15 protein-coding genes are annotated in these 15,394 nt (G+C 63.1%); 5 read left to right on the forward strand and 10 right to left on the reverse strand.

Going from position 1 to position 15,394, the window contains the following annotated elements; genetic code table 11:
- Nucleotides 1–120: 120 nt before the first annotated feature.
- The 3 genes from F2982_RS22035 (at nucleotide 121) to F2982_RS22045 (ending at nucleotide 4,540) form a co-directional block, all read left to right on the forward strand.
- A complete protein-coding gene (locus tag F2982_RS22035) occupies nucleotides 121–951 on the forward strand; it encodes a methyltransferase domain-containing protein (RefSeq protein WP_203430900.1) in 831 nt (276 codons plus the stop codon).
- Between the two features lie 44 nt (nucleotides 952–995).
- The gene (locus F2982_RS22040) at nucleotides 996–2,582 is read left to right on the forward strand and encodes an aldehyde dehydrogenase (NADP(+)) (RefSeq protein WP_203430901.1); all 1,587 of its coding nucleotides are present in this window, start codon (nucleotides 996–998) and stop codon (nucleotides 2,580–2,582) included.
- A gap of 155 nt (nucleotides 2,583–2,737) precedes the next feature.
- On the forward strand, nucleotides 2,738–4,540 hold the full coding sequence (locus F2982_RS22045; RefSeq protein WP_203430902.1) for a GGDEF domain-containing protein: 1,803 nt from the start codon (nucleotides 2,738–2,740) through the stop codon (nucleotides 4,538–4,540).
- Between the two features lie 27 nt (nucleotides 4,541–4,567).
- On the opposite strand, the gene F2982_RS22050 is transcribed toward F2982_RS22045, so the two are convergent.
- The 7 genes from F2982_RS22050 to F2982_RS22080 form a co-directional block, all read right to left on the reverse strand.
- Nucleotides 4,568–4,897 carry a cupin domain-containing protein gene (locus tag F2982_RS22050; protein ID WP_203430903.1) on the reverse strand — a complete coding sequence of 110 codons (330 nt, stop codon included), beginning with the start codon at nucleotides 4,895–4,897 and terminating at the stop codon, nucleotides 4,568–4,570.
- 7 nt (nucleotides 4,898–4,904) lie between these two features.
- Entirely contained in the window at nucleotides 4,905–5,660 is a 756-nt protein-coding gene (gene kduD, locus F2982_RS22055) for a 2-dehydro-3-deoxy-D-gluconate 5-dehydrogenase KduD (RefSeq protein WP_203430904.1), read from the reverse strand.
- Complete coding sequence (gene kduI, locus F2982_RS22060) at nucleotides 5,657–6,499, reverse strand: 5-dehydro-4-deoxy-D-glucuronate isomerase (RefSeq protein WP_203430905.1); 843 nt, start codon at nucleotides 6,497–6,499, stop codon at nucleotides 5,657–5,659. Before kduI ends, kduD begins: the two co-directional genes overlap by 4 nt.
- 29 nt (nucleotides 6,500–6,528) lie before the next feature.
- Nucleotides 6,529–7,266, reverse strand: a complete 738-nt coding sequence (locus F2982_RS22065) for an ATP-binding cassette domain-containing protein (RefSeq protein ID WP_112717754.1) — start codon at nucleotides 7,264–7,266, stop codon at nucleotides 6,529–6,531.
- Nucleotides 7,266–8,285 (reverse strand): ABC transporter permease, encoded by a 1,020-nt coding sequence (locus F2982_RS22070; RefSeq protein ID WP_203430906.1) that lies wholly within the window; start codon nucleotides 8,283–8,285, stop codon nucleotides 7,266–7,268. Before F2982_RS22070 ends, F2982_RS22065 begins: the two co-directional genes overlap by 1 nt.
- A gap of 66 nt (nucleotides 8,286–8,351) precedes the next feature.
- Complete coding sequence (locus F2982_RS22075; protein WP_112717750.1) at nucleotides 8,352–9,302, reverse strand: substrate-binding domain-containing protein; 951 nt, start codon at nucleotides 9,300–9,302, stop codon at nucleotides 8,352–8,354.
- 145 nt (nucleotides 9,303–9,447) lie between these two features.
- Nucleotides 9,448–10,959, reverse strand: coding sequence for an aldehyde dehydrogenase family protein (locus F2982_RS22080; protein WP_203431151.1), 1,512 nt, complete (start codon nucleotides 10,957–10,959; stop codon nucleotides 9,448–9,450).
- Nucleotides 10,960–11,095: 136 nt separating this feature from the next.
- On the opposite strand from F2982_RS22080, the gene F2982_RS22085 reads away from it, so the two are divergent.
- Together F2982_RS22085 and F2982_RS22090 are read left to right on the forward strand one after the other, a co-directional pair.
- The gene (locus F2982_RS22085; protein ID WP_203430907.1) at nucleotides 11,096–11,797 is read left to right on the forward strand and encodes a GntR family transcriptional regulator; all 702 of its coding nucleotides are present in this window, start codon (nucleotides 11,096–11,098) and stop codon (nucleotides 11,795–11,797) included.
- 137 nt (nucleotides 11,798–11,934) lie between these two features.
- The gene (locus F2982_RS22090; RefSeq protein ID WP_112717744.1) at nucleotides 11,935–13,143 is read left to right on the forward strand and encodes a DUF3422 domain-containing protein; all 1,209 of its coding nucleotides are present in this window, start codon (nucleotides 11,935–11,937) and stop codon (nucleotides 13,141–13,143) included.
- Between the two features lie 14 nt (nucleotides 13,144–13,157).
- Here the strand turns inward: F2982_RS22090 and F2982_RS22095 are convergent, their stop codons facing one another.
- The 3 genes from F2982_RS22095 to F2982_RS22105 form a co-directional block, all read right to left on the reverse strand.
- Nucleotides 13,158–14,219: a nitronate monooxygenase gene (locus F2982_RS22095; protein ID WP_203430908.1), complete on the reverse strand. Its 1,062-nt coding sequence runs from the start codon at nucleotides 14,217–14,219 to the stop codon at nucleotides 13,158–13,160.
- 38 nt (nucleotides 14,220–14,257) lie between these two features.
- Nucleotides 14,258–14,503 (reverse strand): 4-oxalocrotonate tautomerase family protein, encoded by a 246-nt coding sequence (locus F2982_RS22100; RefSeq protein WP_112717742.1) that lies wholly within the window; start codon nucleotides 14,501–14,503, stop codon nucleotides 14,258–14,260.
- A gap of 91 nt (nucleotides 14,504–14,594) precedes the next feature.
- Nucleotides 14,595–15,308: an SDR family oxidoreductase gene (locus F2982_RS22105; RefSeq protein WP_203430909.1), complete on the reverse strand. Its 714-nt coding sequence runs from the start codon at nucleotides 15,306–15,308 to the stop codon at nucleotides 14,595–14,597.
- Nucleotides 15,309–15,394: the final 86 nt, after the last annotated feature.

Consider the following 15,394-nt stretch of genomic DNA (forward strand, 5'->3'; position numbering starts at 1 on the left):
CTCAAGATTGGCATTTATGCCGATAGGCCTCGGCCTCACGCCCGGCTATAAATCGGCATCCTGGCCGATGTTTGGCTCCTCGCCAGCACGGCCGCATGATGGCGACAGGAAGATCAGGCGATGGCCGAAAACCAATCCATTCAGCAATATTACGATCGCGGCAGCCTCAGGGAGCGTCTGGAAGCAGCGCTTGCGGCCGATGGCCTTGCTCGCCGCGTGCTGGCGCCTGAGGATCTCGCGCCGCTCGACCAGTTTCATTCCCGCGGCCTGGCGGCGACGGTCGAGCTTGCCGATGCTCTCGATATCGACGGCTCGGCAGCGGTGCTCGATATCGGTTCGGGCCTCGGCGGACCGTCGCGCTATCTAGCGGCGCGGTTCGGCTGCAAGGTGACGGGCATCGATCTCAGCCAGTCTTTCGTCGATGCGGCAAGCTTCCTGGCGGAGCGGACCGGCCTTTCCGGAAAGGTTGCCTACAAGCAGGCAAATGCGCTTGCCCTGCCGTTCGACGACGGCATGTTCGATCTCGCCTGGACGCAGCATGTCGCGATGAACATCGCGGATCGCGCCGGCTTCTACCGTGAGGCGTTCCGCGTCCTGCGACCCGGCGGGAAGCTGGCGATCTATGACGTCGTCGCCGGCGAAGTCACTCCCATGCATTTCCCGGTACCATGGGCCGAGCAACCGGCGATGAGTTTTGTCGTGACCGCCGATGAGATGCGAGACGTGCTCGTTTCACAGGGCTTCCGCATCACGTCGTGGACGGATTGCACGGAAGCCGGTGCGGACTGGTTCGAGGCGCGCCAGCGCGCGCAGGCAGCAGCGGCGAAAGCTCCAGCGCTCGGCCTTCACGTCGTCATGGGCAGCGAGTTCGGCATTGCCGGCCGCAATCTCGGGCGCAATCTGCGCGAAGGCAGGGCCGGCCTCATTCAGGCGATTGCGCAAAAGCCCTGATCGCATTACCGGCAAGAATGAAGAATATCGACGGAGACAATTTCATGTCAGATCGCATCACCGGGGCCGCCTTGATCGGCAATAGCGACGTGGCTCCCGGCCAGAAGACGCTGATCGCGTATAATCCCGCGACATCGGCAACCCTTACGCCCGAATTCCGCAATTCCTCCGAGGAAGACGTCGCCCGCGCCTGCGACCTCGCCTGGAATGCGTTCGACCGCTACCGCCAGCTGCCGATCGAAACACGCGCCGCTTTCCTGGACGCAATCGCCGAAGAGATCGACGCCTCCCAGGCGGCCATCATCGAACGCGCAGGTGCGGAAAGCGGCCTGCCGGAGGGGCGGCTCAAAGGCGAATTTGCACGCACACTGAACCAGTTGCGCCTCTTTGCTCAGACCGTGCGCGATGGCGCATGGCTCGATCTACGCATCGATAGCGCCCTGCCGGATCGCCAGCCGCTGGCACGCCCGGATCTGCGCATGCGCCAGATCCCGCTTGGCCCCGTGGCGGTTTTCGGATCGAGCAACTTTCCGCTCGCCTTCTCGGTTGCGGGCGGAGACACCGCGTCGGCGCTGGCGGCTGGATGCCCTGTCGTCGTCAAGGGACATCCCGCACATCTCGGCACCGGCGAACTTGTCGCCCGCGCCATCCGCAGCGCCGCAGAACGGACGGGAATGCCGGAAGGCGTGTTCTCCTATCTCCCCGGCGAAATCGCCACCGGCACGGCACTGGTCAAGAACCCGAAGATCAAGGCGGTCGGTTTCACCGGATCACGGCGCGGCGGCCTTGCTCTGGTGGCGCTGGCTTCGGCCCGCCCCGAGCCAATCCCCGTCTATGCCGAAATGAGCAGCGTCAATCCCGTCTTCGTCATGCCACAGGCGATCGAAAAGCGCGCTGCAGCGATCGCCAAGGGCTATGCCGCATCGCTAACGCTCGGCGCCGGCCAATATTGCACCAGCCCGGGCCTGATGTTCGTGCAGCAGAGCGCAGGGCTTTCGGCTTTCCTCCAGACGCTCGAAGCCGAGCTCGGCGCGCACCAGCCGGCACCGATGCTGACGAGCGGCATTCATGCAGCCTACGAAGCCGGGCGAGATGCGCTTGCTGCTCACGACGGCGTGTCGGCGGCTGCCGAAAGCCAGCCGCCCGCAGGGCCGAACCGCGGCCGCGCGGCGGTGTTCAAGACCGATGTGAAGAGCTTCCTCGCCAATCCGGAGCTGAGCCAGGAAATCTTCGGATCAGCCTCGCTGCTGATCGTCTGCGACAGCGTCGATGAAATGCGGGACGCCGCCGAACAGCTCGAGGGACAGCTGACCGCAACGCTGCATCTCGAGCCCGAGGACGTCGCCGCAGCCGGACCGCTCATTCCGGTTCTCGAGCGGCGCGCCGGGCGCATCCTTGCCAATGGCTGGCCGACGGGCGTCGAAGTCTCTCATGCCATGGTCCACGGTGGCCCCTTCCCGGCGACATCGGACAGCAGCACGACCTCGGTCGGCACGCTCGCGATCCGCCGCTTCCTGCGGCCGGTCTGCTACCAGGATATGCCGCAGGCGCTCCTCCCCGCCGAGTTGCAGCCCGGCACGCTCGAAGCCCTTCCGCATCTCGTCGACGGGAAGCGCGACGATCTGCGCTAATGTGCGAGACTAGGAGGTGCCGGTTGCGAAGATCGGCATCTCCCGACAGTCGGCTTACATTAAAAAACAACGATAGATCGTATTTTAGCAGTTCCGGAAACGAGATTTGTGGTCTCTGCGCCTACCCTGAGTATTCCAACCTCATTGGCGCCGATATGCTCGAACTGCAAAACAAAGTTCTCGAACGGATTGCCAAGGGCGAGCCGCTCACCGAAACATTGGAAACATTGTGCCGTCTGGTGGAAGCCCGCCTGCCGGGCATTCAATGTTCGGTGCTTCGTGTTGAAAACGGCGTGCTGCACCCGCTCGCAGCCCCCTCCCTGCCGAAGCATTACAGCGATGCACTCGACAATCTGGAGATCGGCCCGCTTGCCGGTTCCTGTGGCACCGCCGCCTATTATGGCGTCCCCGTCATCGTTACGGATATCGCAAGCGACGCGCGCTGGGCCAAATACAGGGCGCTTGCCCTGCCGCTCGGGCTCCTAGGCTGCTGGTCGACGCCCGTTATCAGCGGCGGCAAGGTCATCGCCACCTTCGCCCTCTATTTCAGCAACGGCCGTCATCCCGAGAGCCATGACAAGGAAGTCATCGAGACCTGCACGCATCTCTGCGCAATCGCGATCGAGCGCGACGAGCGCACCCGGGAAAGGGAGCGCCTCACCTATACGGATGCGCTGACGGGACAGGCCAATCGGGCGCGCTTCAACGAAGTGCTGCACGGCCTGCAGGCCGCAAACAGCGACTTCGGCCTGCTGCTTGCCGATATCGACAACCTCAAACTGGTCAACGACACATTCGGCCATGGCGCGGGCGACGCCCTGATCCAGACGGTGGCGCGGCGCATCGCTGCCGCCGTCCCTAGGGATCGAACCTTCCGGCTCGGCGGCGACGAATTTGCCGTGATCTTCGACGGCATCGGCATCGATGAGCTGACCGAGCACTGCAACGCCATACTCCGTGAAATCAAGCGCCCGGCGCAATGCGACAGGCATGTCGTCTTCCCGTCGGTGACCGCAGGCGGCGCTATCTCCGGCAACGGCGACGCGCGCCAGAACGCCGATATCGCGCTCTATCACGGCAAGTCGCGCTATCGCGGCCAGTTCACCGCCTATTATCCCGGCATGGGCACGGCGCTGACACGCAGGTTCCGCGCAATTCGCGATGTCGGCATTGCGCTCGCCGAAGGACGGATCGAGGCGCATTACCAGCCGATCGTTCGGCTCGACACGAAGGAGATCGTCGGCTTCGAAGCGCTCTGCCGGATGCGGACAGCCTCGGGCGACGTCGTTGCCGCGGCGCATTTCCATGAGGCGATGCTGGATGGCGATATCGCATTGCAGATCACCGAGCTCATGCTCGTCACCGTCGCCGCCGACATGCGCCGCTGGCTCGATCTCGGCCTGCCGCTGCAACACGTCGGCCTGAACCTGTCAGCCGCGGATTTCCACACCGGCAATCTCCAGGCAAAGCTGCAGGAGCATTTCACCGCAAAGGGCGTGCCGCTGGAACATGTGATCCTGGAGGTGACCGAGTCCGTCTATCTCGACCCCCGCGACCACATGATCGGCGAGGAGATCGGCGCCTTCCGGGAGCAGGGTCTGCGCGTCGCGCTCGACGACTTCGGCACGGGCTATGCCTCCCTCACCCACCTGCTCACCGTTCCCGTCGATATCATCAAGATCGACAAATCCTTCGTCGATCGGCTCATCCACGAGGAACCAGGCGCCGCTATCGTCGAGGGTCTGGTCGGCATCGCCGGCAAGCTCGGTATCCGCGTCGTTGCCGAGGGCATCGAGACCGAGAGCCAGGTCTCGGATCTCGTTGCGATGGGATGCGTGCTCGGCCAGGGCTTCCTGTTCTCGCGCGCCGTCGATTTCGATACGGCAACCGAGCTGCTCAAGACAAAAGGGCAGAGACCATCGGCAGAGGCCGGCGCGCTGACGCGCGTCGGTGTTTGATGGGGTCTCGCGCTACCGGCTGACCGCTTATAAGAAATCGTCGCGGCGCGGCGTGAACGTGTCAATCAAAAGGCCGGGCGCTAGCGCCACGACGCCGTGGACGAGGTTGGGAGCGACGATGAAGCTGCTGCCCTGTCCCAGGCGGGTCGTCTTGCCGTCGACGGTGACGTCGAATGCGCCTTCGGCGACATAGCTGACCTGGGTATGCGGATGCGAGTGCGGCGCGCCGACTGCACCTTCCTCGAAGCGGAAGGCGACCAGCATCATTTCGGGTCTCTGGCTCAGGACGGCGCGGCTATTGCCGGGGGCGACCTCGGTCCAGACCGTGTCTTCGGGAAGGGAGAAGAATGACATCATGATCCTTTCATCGGGCAAGCCATCCGCCGTCGACGGGAAGGATGGCGCCATGCACATAATCGGAAGCGGGAGCGGAAAGGAAGATCGCCGCGCCCACCATATCGTCAGGACGCGCCCAGCGGCCCGCCGGAATTCGCTTCAGGATATCGGCGCTGCGTTCGGCATCGGCGCGCAGTGCCTCGGTATTGTTGGTCTCGACATAGCCGGGTGCAATAGCGTTGACGTTGATGCCGCGACCAGCCCATTCGTTCGCCATCAGCCGCGTCAGGCCGGCAAGGCCGCTCTTTGCCGCCGTGTATGAGGGAACGCGGATACCGCCCTGAAAAGACAGGAGCGAGGCTATGTTGATGATCTTCGCACGCCGTCCGGATGCGATCGCGCTCTTGGCGAAGGACTGACTGAGGAAGAAGGCCGATTTCAGATTGGTGTCGATAACGGCATCCCAATCCTCTTCGGTGAAATCCAGTGCGTCGGCACGGCGGATGATGCCGGCATTGTTGACGAGGATATCGGGAGACGCTCCGGCAGCGACGGCCTGATCGACGATGGCGCGTGCGGCCTCTGTCTTTGAGAGATCGGCCGCGATGGCGTGAAAGCCGCGGCCGTGGCCGCGCACCAGCGCCTCCGTTTCCGTCATTGCCGAGCGCCCGACGCCGATGATGTCGGCGCCGGCGCTAGCAAGGCCTGCTGCGATCGCCTGGCCTATGCCGGTATTGGCGCCGGTGACGATGGCGCAGCGGCCGCTCAGATCGAAGCCGGTCACCGCAGCGCGTCCATCGGAACCTTGTCCATATCGGTAAAGCTCATGTTGTCACCGGCCATCGCCCAGATGAAGGCGTAGCGGCCGGTACCGGCGCCCGAATGGATCGACCAACCCGGCGAGAGCACCGCGTCGTGGTTCTTCAGGACGACATGCCGGGTTTCACTCGGCTCTCCCATGAAGTGAAAAATGCGCGTCTGCTCCTGCATGCCGAAATACAGATAGACCTCCATGCGCCTGTCATGGACATGCGCCGGCATCGTGTTCCACACCGAACCCGGTTCGAACATCGTCAACCCCACGAGAAGCTGGCAGCTGTCGCAGACGTCGGGATGCACATACTGGTTGATGGTGCGCGCGTTGGATTCCTCAGCCGAACCAAGCGCCACCTTGCGCGCCATATCGCGGGTGATGAGGACCGTCGGGCAGGCGCGATGCGCCGGCGCGCTCAGCAGATAGAAGAGCGCCGGCTCGCCAGCATCGCGGCTTTCGAAGCGGAGAGCCGATTGCCCCATGCCGACATAGAGCGCCTCCTGGAAGCCAAGTTCGTAGGTCTTGTCCCCAACCGTGACGCTACCGGCACCACCGATATTGACGATCGCCGCCTCGCGGCGTTCGAGAAAGGCATCCGTCCCGGTCTCGGGAACGCGGGAGATTTCGAGGGCCTCCCGGGTCGGCGAAACGCCGCCAACGATCATCCGGTCGAGGTGGCTATAGGTGAGGTTGATCTCGCCGGCGCGGAACAGGTTTTCGATGACGAAGCCTTCACGCAGCCCCTGCGTATTGCGGCGCGCGGCATCCTCAGGCCCGACGACCTGGCGGGTTTTGACAGATAGGGTCATTCATTTGCCTCTTGTCTTGAACATCTGCGTCAGCTCAACACGACATATTCGGTCAATTGCCCGACGGTCGTGTCGGCCTTTTCGACGTCGAATACCTTGGTTCCGTGGCTCATGATCACGAAGCGATCGCAGACCTGGTAGGCATGGTAGAGATTGTGGGTGACGAGTACGCTGGAGACATTTTCGGCCTTCAGCTTCAGCACCTGGTTGAGCAGCGCTTCCGTCTCGCGAACGGAGAGAGCCGAGGTCGGCTCGTCGAGCAGCAGGACGCGCTTCTTGAAATAGACGGCGCGGGCGATCGCCACCGCCTGCTTCTGGCCGCCGGAAAGATTGCCGACGAGTGTGTCGGGCGAGTCGATACCGGCGATATGGACGGCGTTCTTCAGCACCTCCATGGCGATCTCGCGCATCTCTGCCTGCCTGAGAAAACCGAAGCGATCGGTCAATTCGCGGCCCATGAAGATGTTGCGCGTGATCGAGAGGGAATCGACCAGCGCCGTATGCTGGTAGATCGTCTCGATGCCCGCATCGGCCGAATCCGAACGGCAGGTGAAGAGCGTCCGCTTGCCGTCGACGGTCAGATATCCATCGGTCGGCTTGTGGATGCCGGAGATCAGGTTGACCGTCGTCGATTTCCCGGCGCCGTTGTCGCCGAGCAGGCCGACCACTTCGCCTTCGCCGATATGGAAGCTCAGGTTGCTGAGCGCCGTCAGCGCACCGAAGCTCTTGGAGATGTTGTGGAGTTCGAGAAGATTGGGTTTCGACATCACGCAAGCCCCCGCCGCTCGATGAGATGGTTGAAGATTGCCGCCAGCACGATGAGCGTCGCGATGAACATGTCGAGGTAGAAGCCCGGCGCTCTCAGGAGCAGCAGCACATCGGTGATGGTGTGGATGAGGAGCACGCCGAGGAAGATGCCAATGATCGACCCGCGGCCACCGCGCAGCGACAGGCCGCCGATGACGCAGGCGGCGATCGCCTGCAGTTCAAGACCCGCGCCCTGCCCGGGCTGAACGCTGCCGACGCGCGTCGTTGCCAGGATCCCGGCAACAGCCGCCATGCCACCGGCGATCGCAAATCCGATCAGCTTGACGCGGCCGGTATTGATGCCGATCGCCTCGGCTGCGCCGCGATTGCCGCCGGTCGCAAAGACGTGGTTGCCGAAGCGGTGGCTGTGCAGCAGCAGATGGAAGGCTGCGACCAGCAGGATGATCCAGATGAAGGCCGCGTTGATGCCGAAAAGACTGCCCGAAAACAGGCTTGTAAAGGCGACTTCCGGATCGAAGCGGACCTGAACGGCGCCGTTATAAAGAAGCACCGCACCACGCCAGAACAGCAGGCCGCCAAGCGTCACGATGAACGACGGAAGCCCGAAGCGGAGCGTGATCTGGCCGTTCAGAAGTCCGATCATCACGCCCGCCAGAATGCCGATCGGCGCAGCGATGAAGGCGCTGATGCCGAGATTGACGAGGCTTGCCATCAGGATGGCGGTAAAGGTGTAGACGGAGCCGATCGACAGGTCGAACTCACCCGATATCATCAGCACGCCGGCGCCGAGCGCCAGGCAGCCGAGCACCGGGATCGCCTTCATCAGGATCGTCAGGTTCTGCGGCGACAGGTAGCGAAAGTCATCGGGATAGAGCAAGGCGCCAACGATGCAGACGATCTGCAGCGTCATGAAGACGAGGAAGATTGCGCCTGCCGGCTTGCCCATGATCTGTTTGAGGATCGATTGTTTTTGGGTCCGCGACCGGGGCGCGGCACTCTCTGCAAGGATAGGTGTCACGGTCTGCTACTCGATTTTTGGGAGAGCGGGGAACCGGCCACAAAGGCGGTTCCCCTTGTCTGTCGCTTAGCGATAGCTGCCGATCAACGGCTTGACCGAGCTGATGCGCGACTTGTCAAGGAAGGCGCCCTGGCCGGTATCGACGTCGGTCGGCGTCAGGCCGTATTTCTTGGCGAGCGCGATCTGGGCGATCGGATAGTAGCCCTGCAGGTAAGGCTGCTGGTCCATGGTGGCGAACATCGCGCCGGATTCGACCGCGTTGACGATCTCGACCGCGAGGTCGAAGCCGCCGAACGGGATCTTGGCGCCTGCATCCTTGATTGCGCCTGCCCCGACGGTCGAGGTCACCGAACCGGTGCCGAACAGCGCCTTGACGTTAGGATTGGCGACCAGGAACTGGGCGATGATGTTCTGCGCCTCGGCCGGGTCCAGTCCGGCACGCACGGTCTCGACCTTGATGCCGGCTTCCTTCATCGACTTTTCGATGCCGCCGCCGCGGGCGACCGCGAAGCTCGCCTCGGGGATTTCGCGCGGATTGAAGACGACGTCGCCGGACTTCAGGCCGAATTCCTTGATCATGCGGTTGCCGAGTTCATAGCCCGATGCGAACTCATCCATGCCGACATAGGCCTGGCGGCAATTGCCCTTGGCGCCTTCGAGGTCGTCATTGTTGAAGCCGATGACGATGATGCCAGCCTTGACGGCCGCGCAGATGCTGCTGTCGAACGCATCCGAAGAGGAAATCGCCACGGCGATGCCGTCGACGCCGCTTGCCGTCGCGCTCTCGATCAGGTCGTTCTGGCGAACCGGATCGTTGTTGGCATATTGCACGTCGAGATCGACGCCGAACTGTGCCGCTGCATCTTGTGCGCCCTTCACCACGGGGTTAAAGAACTGCACACTCGGATCAAGATAGATGATCATCGTCGCCTTGACGTCTGCGGCAAGCGCCGTCGACGAGGCCATGGCGGCAAAGCCCGCGGCAAGCACCGCGGCTTTAAGATTGGTCAGTTTCATTTGCGTATCCTCCCTTTGGATGTGCAATACGGGTCGAAAGACCCAATTCTCGGCTGGCGAGCTCCGACCAAAGATCGCGCCAGCCGAGATTTCCCCCATCAAGCCCTTCCGCTCTCCTGCCTTGGCGAAAGGACCTGCTTAATCGTCAGGCGAACCAGGGCGCCGGGCGCCCGAGCGTCACGTGGATGCCCTTGAACTGCGAATATTCGTCAAAGCCGTAGCGACCGAGCTCGCGCCCGAGGCCGCTTTTCTTGTATCCGCCGATCGGAAGCTCCGGCGTGCCGTCGATGACGCTGTTGATCCAGCAGCGGCCGGCCCTGATGCGGCGGATGCTCTGCAGCGCGGTTTCGAGATCCTTGGTCCAGACGGAGGCCGAAAGCCCGTAGTCGCTGGCATTCGCCATCGCCACGGCCTCGTCCGCCGTCTTGAAGGTCAGCGTCGAGAGCACAGGCCCGAAGATTTCTTCGCGGGCGATCGACATGTCGGGCGTGACGCCTGCAAAGACCGTCGGCGCATAATAGAGACCGGCCCCCTCGCCTGCGCGTGTGCCGCCGAGTAGCAGTTCGGCCCCTTCCTTGACGCCCGCTTCGACATAGGAGTGGACCTTGGCGGCGTGGGCCTCCGAGATCATCGCGCCGATCTTGGTGCGCTCGTTCAGCGGATCGCCGAAGGTGACCTTGCGCGAGATATCGAGCAGCCGCTCCATCAGCGCATCGCCGATACCTTCCTGGACGAGAAGACGGCTGCCGGAAATGCAGCATTGGCCGGCATTGTGATAGACGCCATAGGCAATGCCATCGGCGGCGGCTTCCAGATCGGCATCGGCAAAGACGATCTGCGGACCCTTGCCGCCAAGCTCCAGGCCGACACGCTTGACGCTGCGCGCTGCAATTTCGCCAAGCTTGGTGCCGACGCGCACCGAGCCGGTGAATGCCACCATATCGGTGCCGGGATCTTCGGCAAGCACCTGACCGGCCGGATCGCCGTAGCCGGTGACGACGTTGAAGACGCCGTCGGGAATGCCGGCTTCGCGGGCCAGTTCCGCCATGCGGATCGAGGTGCCCGAGGTGAATTCCGAGGGCTTCAGGACAACGGTGCAACCGGCGCCGATCGCCCAGGGAACGCGCTCGGAGGCGATGATGAAGGGGAAGTTCCAGGGCGTGATGATGCCGACGACGCCGACCGGTTCGCGAAGCACGAGGCCGAGGCGGTCATCGCCGATATTGTTGTGGGACTGCCCTTCGAGCGCGCGAGCCTGACCCGCCGCATAGGACCAGAGATCGGCGCAGAAGCCGATTTCGCCGCGGGCCTGCGCGATCGGCTTGCCGACCTCCAGGCTTTCGATCAGCGCCAACTCTTCCTGCTTCTGCAGAATGAGATCGGCGACCTTGAACATCAGCCGCGAGCGCTCGGCGCCCGACATCCGCGGCCAGGGGCCGGTATCGAAGGCGCGGTGGGCAGCCGCGATCGCCTGTCTCACGTCATCTGCCGAAGCATCCGGCCAGGTGCCGACCACCACACCCGCATGCCCGGGGCTGACTCGATCGATCGTCTTGCCCGACGATGCGTCGACAGACTTGCCATCGACAAGCATCTGATAGCGGGATTTAATGTGGAGACGCGGATCACTGGAATCGGGCGTGATGAAGTTCGACATTTTAGACAACAATGCTTCCTCAAGGCCGGACGCAAGCTGCCGGCCCCTCCCTATTTGCCCGGCTTTTGCACCGCCGGATTTATGTTGCGTTTGAATTGTATGGTACTGTATGGTGGTTTTAAATGGATGTCAACGCATGACGGCGGCACGAGATATGCACCTCGAAACTTTAAAGGTTGAGACCGGCGAAACCGCCGCGGCACAGGTCGAGCGGGATCTGCGCGAACTGATCATTCAGCTGGAGCTCGCTCCCGGCATGCGGCTTTCGGAACAGGACATCGCCACCCGCATGGGCGTATCGCGCCAGCCGGTGCGCGAAGCCCTGATCGCGCTCGGAAAATCCAAGCTCGTCGACATCCGCCCGAATCGCGGCACCGTCGTCGTCCGCATCTCGGCGCGGCAGATGATGGAAGCCCGCTTCGTGCGTGAGGCGCTGGAGACGGCGGTTGCCCGCCGCGCCAGCGAAAGCTTCGACACCTGGACGCGGCGGCGGATCGATACGATCCTCATGCGCCAGCGCGCCGCCATGGAGGCGCAGGACCACAACGCCTTCCGCCGCGAGGACGAGCAGTTTCACATCGCGATCGCCGAGGGCGCGGGCTGCAGCCTCGCTTGGAACGCCATCTCCGACATCAAGGCGCATATGGACCGCGTCTGCAATCTGCAGCTCCGCCATCCGGATTCCATGCTGCGGCTGATCGCCGAACACGAGGCGATCATCACGGCGATCGATACGCGCAACCCCGACGCCGCCGATGCCGCCATGCGCGCGCATCTGAACGGCATTCTCTCGGACCTGCCGCAGATCGAAGCGGACCATCCGGATCTCTTCGAATAGCGCGGATCCGGCACTCCGCCGTCTCGCCCTTGAGTTAAATCGATATTTATGCGGCAAACCTAATTCGAGCCGCGGTTACCGCTTTTCTTCTCGAATCTCCCTTTGTAGCGTCCTACCACCTTGGGGATGGAGCAGAGATGGGATCGTCGTCGGATTTCAATGCAGAACTACACGCGCGCCCGTCGATCTATTTCGATGGCCCGGCTTTCGTCGAGCACGTCGCCATCATGCCAGGCGAAGGCAGTGCGGCGAGCCATATGGGATTTCACGACACCCTGTCGAATGAAGCGGACGTCGCGGTCCGCGTCGAGCGCCACACCGAATTCGTAACGGTGACGCGGCTTCGCAAGCTCTCAACCGACGCCGCCGAATGGCCCGCGTCGGAGCTGTCGGATGCCGAGGTGCTGGAACTGACCGGCATCGCATCGCCAAAACAGATATGCCGGGTGGCGATCCTGGTCGTCGACGAAACCGCCGAGGACCTCCCGCCGCATCTGGCAAGGTTCGGCTTCGGCGACACCGCGGCCTCCTTCATCGGCGGCGGCTCCGCCCTCGTCTGCTCCGATTTCAAGGTGCGGCAGGATGGGTCGAGCCGCATCCTGCTCTTCAACAGGGATTTGAACGCCCATCGACTCGGGCGGATGGTGCGGCGGATATTCGAGATCGAGACCTATCGGGCGATGGCTCTGCTCGGCCTGCCGGTCGCTCATCGTCTGGCCCCGATGATCGGCGCCTATGACCGGAAGCTGATCGAGCTGACGAACCGCAATCTGCTGATCCCGGCAGACGAACACAAGGAGCTGCTGGCCGATATCACGGTGCTCTCCTCGCAGATCATTTCGGCAGCCGCCGAGACCCGCAACAGGTTCAGCGCCACCGGCGCCTACACGACTATTGTCGAGGAACGCATCGCGCTGCTGCGCGAAACCCATGTGCCCGGCTTCCAGCGCTACGGCACCTTCGTGGCGCGCCGCTTCAAGCCCGCCGTCCGCACCTGCCAGGCGACGGCGCTGCGGCTGGAACAGCTGTCACAGGCGACCACCCATCTGATCGATCTTCTGCAGACGCGCATTCAGGTGGAGATCGAACACCAGAACGCCGTGCAGATCCAGGCCATGGCCGAACGGGCGGCGACACAGGTGAAGATCCAGCGCGCCGTCGAGGGCTTCTCGATCATCGCGATCAGCTATTATCTGCTCAGCCTGCTGAAGGTCGTGTTCGAAACCGCTGATCATGCGGGATATCACATCGATCCCTTGGTGATGCTGGTCTCGATCCCGATCGTCATCGGCACGGTCTGCCTGACGATCCTGCGGGTCAAGCATGCGCTGAGTTCGGAGCATTAGGGAGCAGACTGCCCCTACTCCTTAATCGCCGCCGCGAGATAGCGGGTGAGCTCGGCGGCGGATCTCTCCTTTGCCAGCCCCGCGGCTTGCCCGGACCACATGCTGGAGAAATCGGAGCTGCCCGTCTTTTCGGCCGCCGTGCGCAACGGGATCAGCGCGCCACCGGCTGTCGGGAACGCCGGAGCGATATCCGAGAGCGGGCCGATCTCACGCATCAGACGATTCATGAAGCCGCGGGCCGGCCGCCCCGTGAAGACATTGGTCAGCGCCGTCTTGTCCGCGCCCCCGGCGCGTAGCGCCTGGCGGTGAAACTCCGTAACTTTTGCTTCCGGCGTCAGCAGATAGGCCGTGCCCACCTGGACCGCGGATGCGCCGAGTTCGAAGGCGGCGCGCACACCGCGCTGATCGGCAATTCCGCCGGCAGCGATCACCGGCACCGAGACGGCATCGGCGATCTGCGGAACGAGCGCGAAAGTGCCGACCTGGGTTGCCATATCCATACTCAGGAAGTTGCCGCGATGGCCGCCCGCCTCGTATCCCATGGCGATGACGGCATCGACGCCGCGCTCTTCGAGCCAGCGCGCCTCGGCTACCGTGGTGGCAGAAGCGATGATCCTGGCATTCGTCGCCCTCACCCTTGCAAGCAGCGCGTCGCCCGGAAGGCCGAAATGGAAGCTGACGACCTCGGGACGATACTCCTCGACGATCTCGCAGAAAGCCGCGTCGAACGGCGCGCGATTGGACGATGGAACAGCATCGGCCGGATCGAGACCGAGCTCGACGTAGTAGGCAGACAGCGCCGCCCGCCACAGCATCTGCGCGGACGGATCTGGCTCAGGAGCGGCATGGGCGAAGAAGTTCACGTTGACAGGCTTTCGCGTCGCAGCGCGGATCTGGTCCAGCGCGCTTCGCATCTGTTCGACCGTCAGCATCGCCCCGGGCAGCGAGCCCAGACCACCGGCCTCGCTCGTCGCGATCACCATCTCCGGCGTCGTGGCTCCCGCCATCGGCGCCTGGATGATCGGGAGATCGATGCCGAAGAGATCGGTGATGCGGCTGTCTTTCCGGGATTCCATGGTCACGACTTCCTTTTCTCTGGCGCCCGCCGGCAACCCTATTCGGATTTGGCGTCTTGTTCAGCCTGCTTCCGGCGAAATTCCGGAGTGGTCACCCCGCCGACGCCCCAGTTTTCCAATTCGACCTCGTCGATGACGACAAATGTCGAAGCATGCGGCTTGCCCATCACTTCGAAAAGCAGATCGCTGACGCCCTTGATCAGCGCCTTCTTCTGCTCCGGCGTCGTAGCCTGCGCGCCCGGCGCCGTTCCTTCGCGCGTCACCTTGATATTCACATAAGGCATGGTTCTTACCTTCGCTATGCCGGTGGTCTGATCCGACGCGGCGGTTGATGAATGTGGAGAGCTGCCCGCGCAGAACGCGGGCAAGCGTGAATTACCAGCGTCCAGCGTGCTGGCCGCCATCGACATTGATGGTTTCGCCGGTCAGGAAGCGGGCGCGCTCGAGATAGAGCACGGCATCGACGACATCGCCGATCTCGCCCATCCGGCCGACCGGATGCAGGCCCTTGAAGAATTCGTGGGTTTCGGCGGGATGCATCGGCGTCTTGATGATGCCGGGTGCCACGGCATTCACCCGCACGCCACGCTTTGCATATTCGATCGCCAGACCGCGGGTGACAGCATCAAGGCCGCCCTTTGTCAGCAGGGCGAGACCGGACGGCACGTCGGAGAGAGCCTGATGAACAAGCGTCGTGGTGATCTGAACGATATGCCCGTCGCGATGCTTTTCCAGATGGGGCAGCGCCAGCTGCGTGATATGGAAGAAGCCCTCGATATTGACCTTCAGCACATTGGCGAGCTCGTCCGTCGTATAGTCGACGAAGGGCTTGCCGATGAAGACGCCGGCATTGTTGATCAGCGTGTCGATGCGGCCAAAGCGCTCGATAGCGGTATCGACGAGTGTCTGCGCGACGGCGCGCTCGCCGATATCGCCGGGAACCGCGACGATGCCGGTGTCGGCGGATTGCTTGATGTTGCGGGAATTGGCGACGACGGCATAGCCTGCCTCGCGATAGGCCTTGACGATACCGGCACCCAGGCCCTGCGAGGCGCCGGTGACGATGACGACTTTCTGTTCGCTGCTCATGATGATTTCCTTCCTTGTCCGGCCGCTGACTACAGTCAGCCGGCGCGCTGATTGTCTTGCCCACCAGAGGTAGGCTGGTGACTTCT

It is taken from the genome of Rhizobium sp. BG4, assembly GCF_016864575.1.
GTDB lineage: Bacteria > Pseudomonadota > Alphaproteobacteria > Rhizobiales > Rhizobiaceae > Rhizobium.

Coding starts and splice junctions, on each gene's coding strand:
- F2982_RS22085 (WP_203430907.1), top strand. CDS start 11,096: ATGACGGCGGCACGAGATATGCACCTCGAAACTTTAAAGGTTGAGACC.
- F2982_RS22035 (WP_203430900.1), top strand. CDS start 121: ATGGCCGAAAACCAATCCATTCAGCAATATTACGATCGCGGCAGCCTC.
- F2982_RS22105 (WP_203430909.1), bottom strand. CDS start 15,308: ATGAGCAGCGAACAGAAAGTCGTCATCGTCACCGGCGCCTCGCAGGGC.
- F2982_RS22045 (WP_203430902.1), top strand. CDS start 2,738: ATGCTCGAACTGCAAAACAAAGTTCTCGAACGGATTGCCAAGGGCGAG.
- F2982_RS22065 (WP_112717754.1), bottom strand. CDS start 7,266: ATGTCGAAACCCAATCTTCTCGAACTCCACAACATCTCCAAGAGCTTC.
- F2982_RS22075 (WP_112717750.1), bottom strand. CDS start 9,302: ATGAAACTGACCAATCTTAAAGCCGCGGTGCTTGCCGCGGGCTTTGCC.
- F2982_RS22050 (WP_203430903.1), bottom strand. CDS start 4,897: ATGATGTCATTCTTCTCCCTTCCCGAAGACACGGTCTGGACCGAGGTC.
- F2982_RS22100 (WP_112717742.1), bottom strand. CDS start 14,503: ATGCCTTATGTGAATATCAAGGTGACGCGCGAAGGAACGGCGCCGGGC.
- kduI (WP_203430905.1), bottom strand. CDS start 6,499: ATGACCCTATCTGTCAAAACCCGCCAGGTCGTCGGGCCTGAGGATGCC.
- F2982_RS22080 (WP_203431151.1), bottom strand. CDS start 10,959: ATGTCGAACTTCATCACGCCCGATTCCAGTGATCCGCGTCTCCACATT.
- F2982_RS22095 (WP_203430908.1), bottom strand. CDS start 14,219: ATGGAATCCCGGAAAGACAGCCGCATCACCGATCTCTTCGGCATCGAT.
- F2982_RS22040 (WP_203430901.1), top strand. CDS start 996: ATGTCAGATCGCATCACCGGGGCCGCCTTGATCGGCAATAGCGACGTG.
- F2982_RS22090 (WP_112717744.1), top strand. CDS start 11,935: ATGGGATCGTCGTCGGATTTCAATGCAGAACTACACGCGCGCCCGTCG.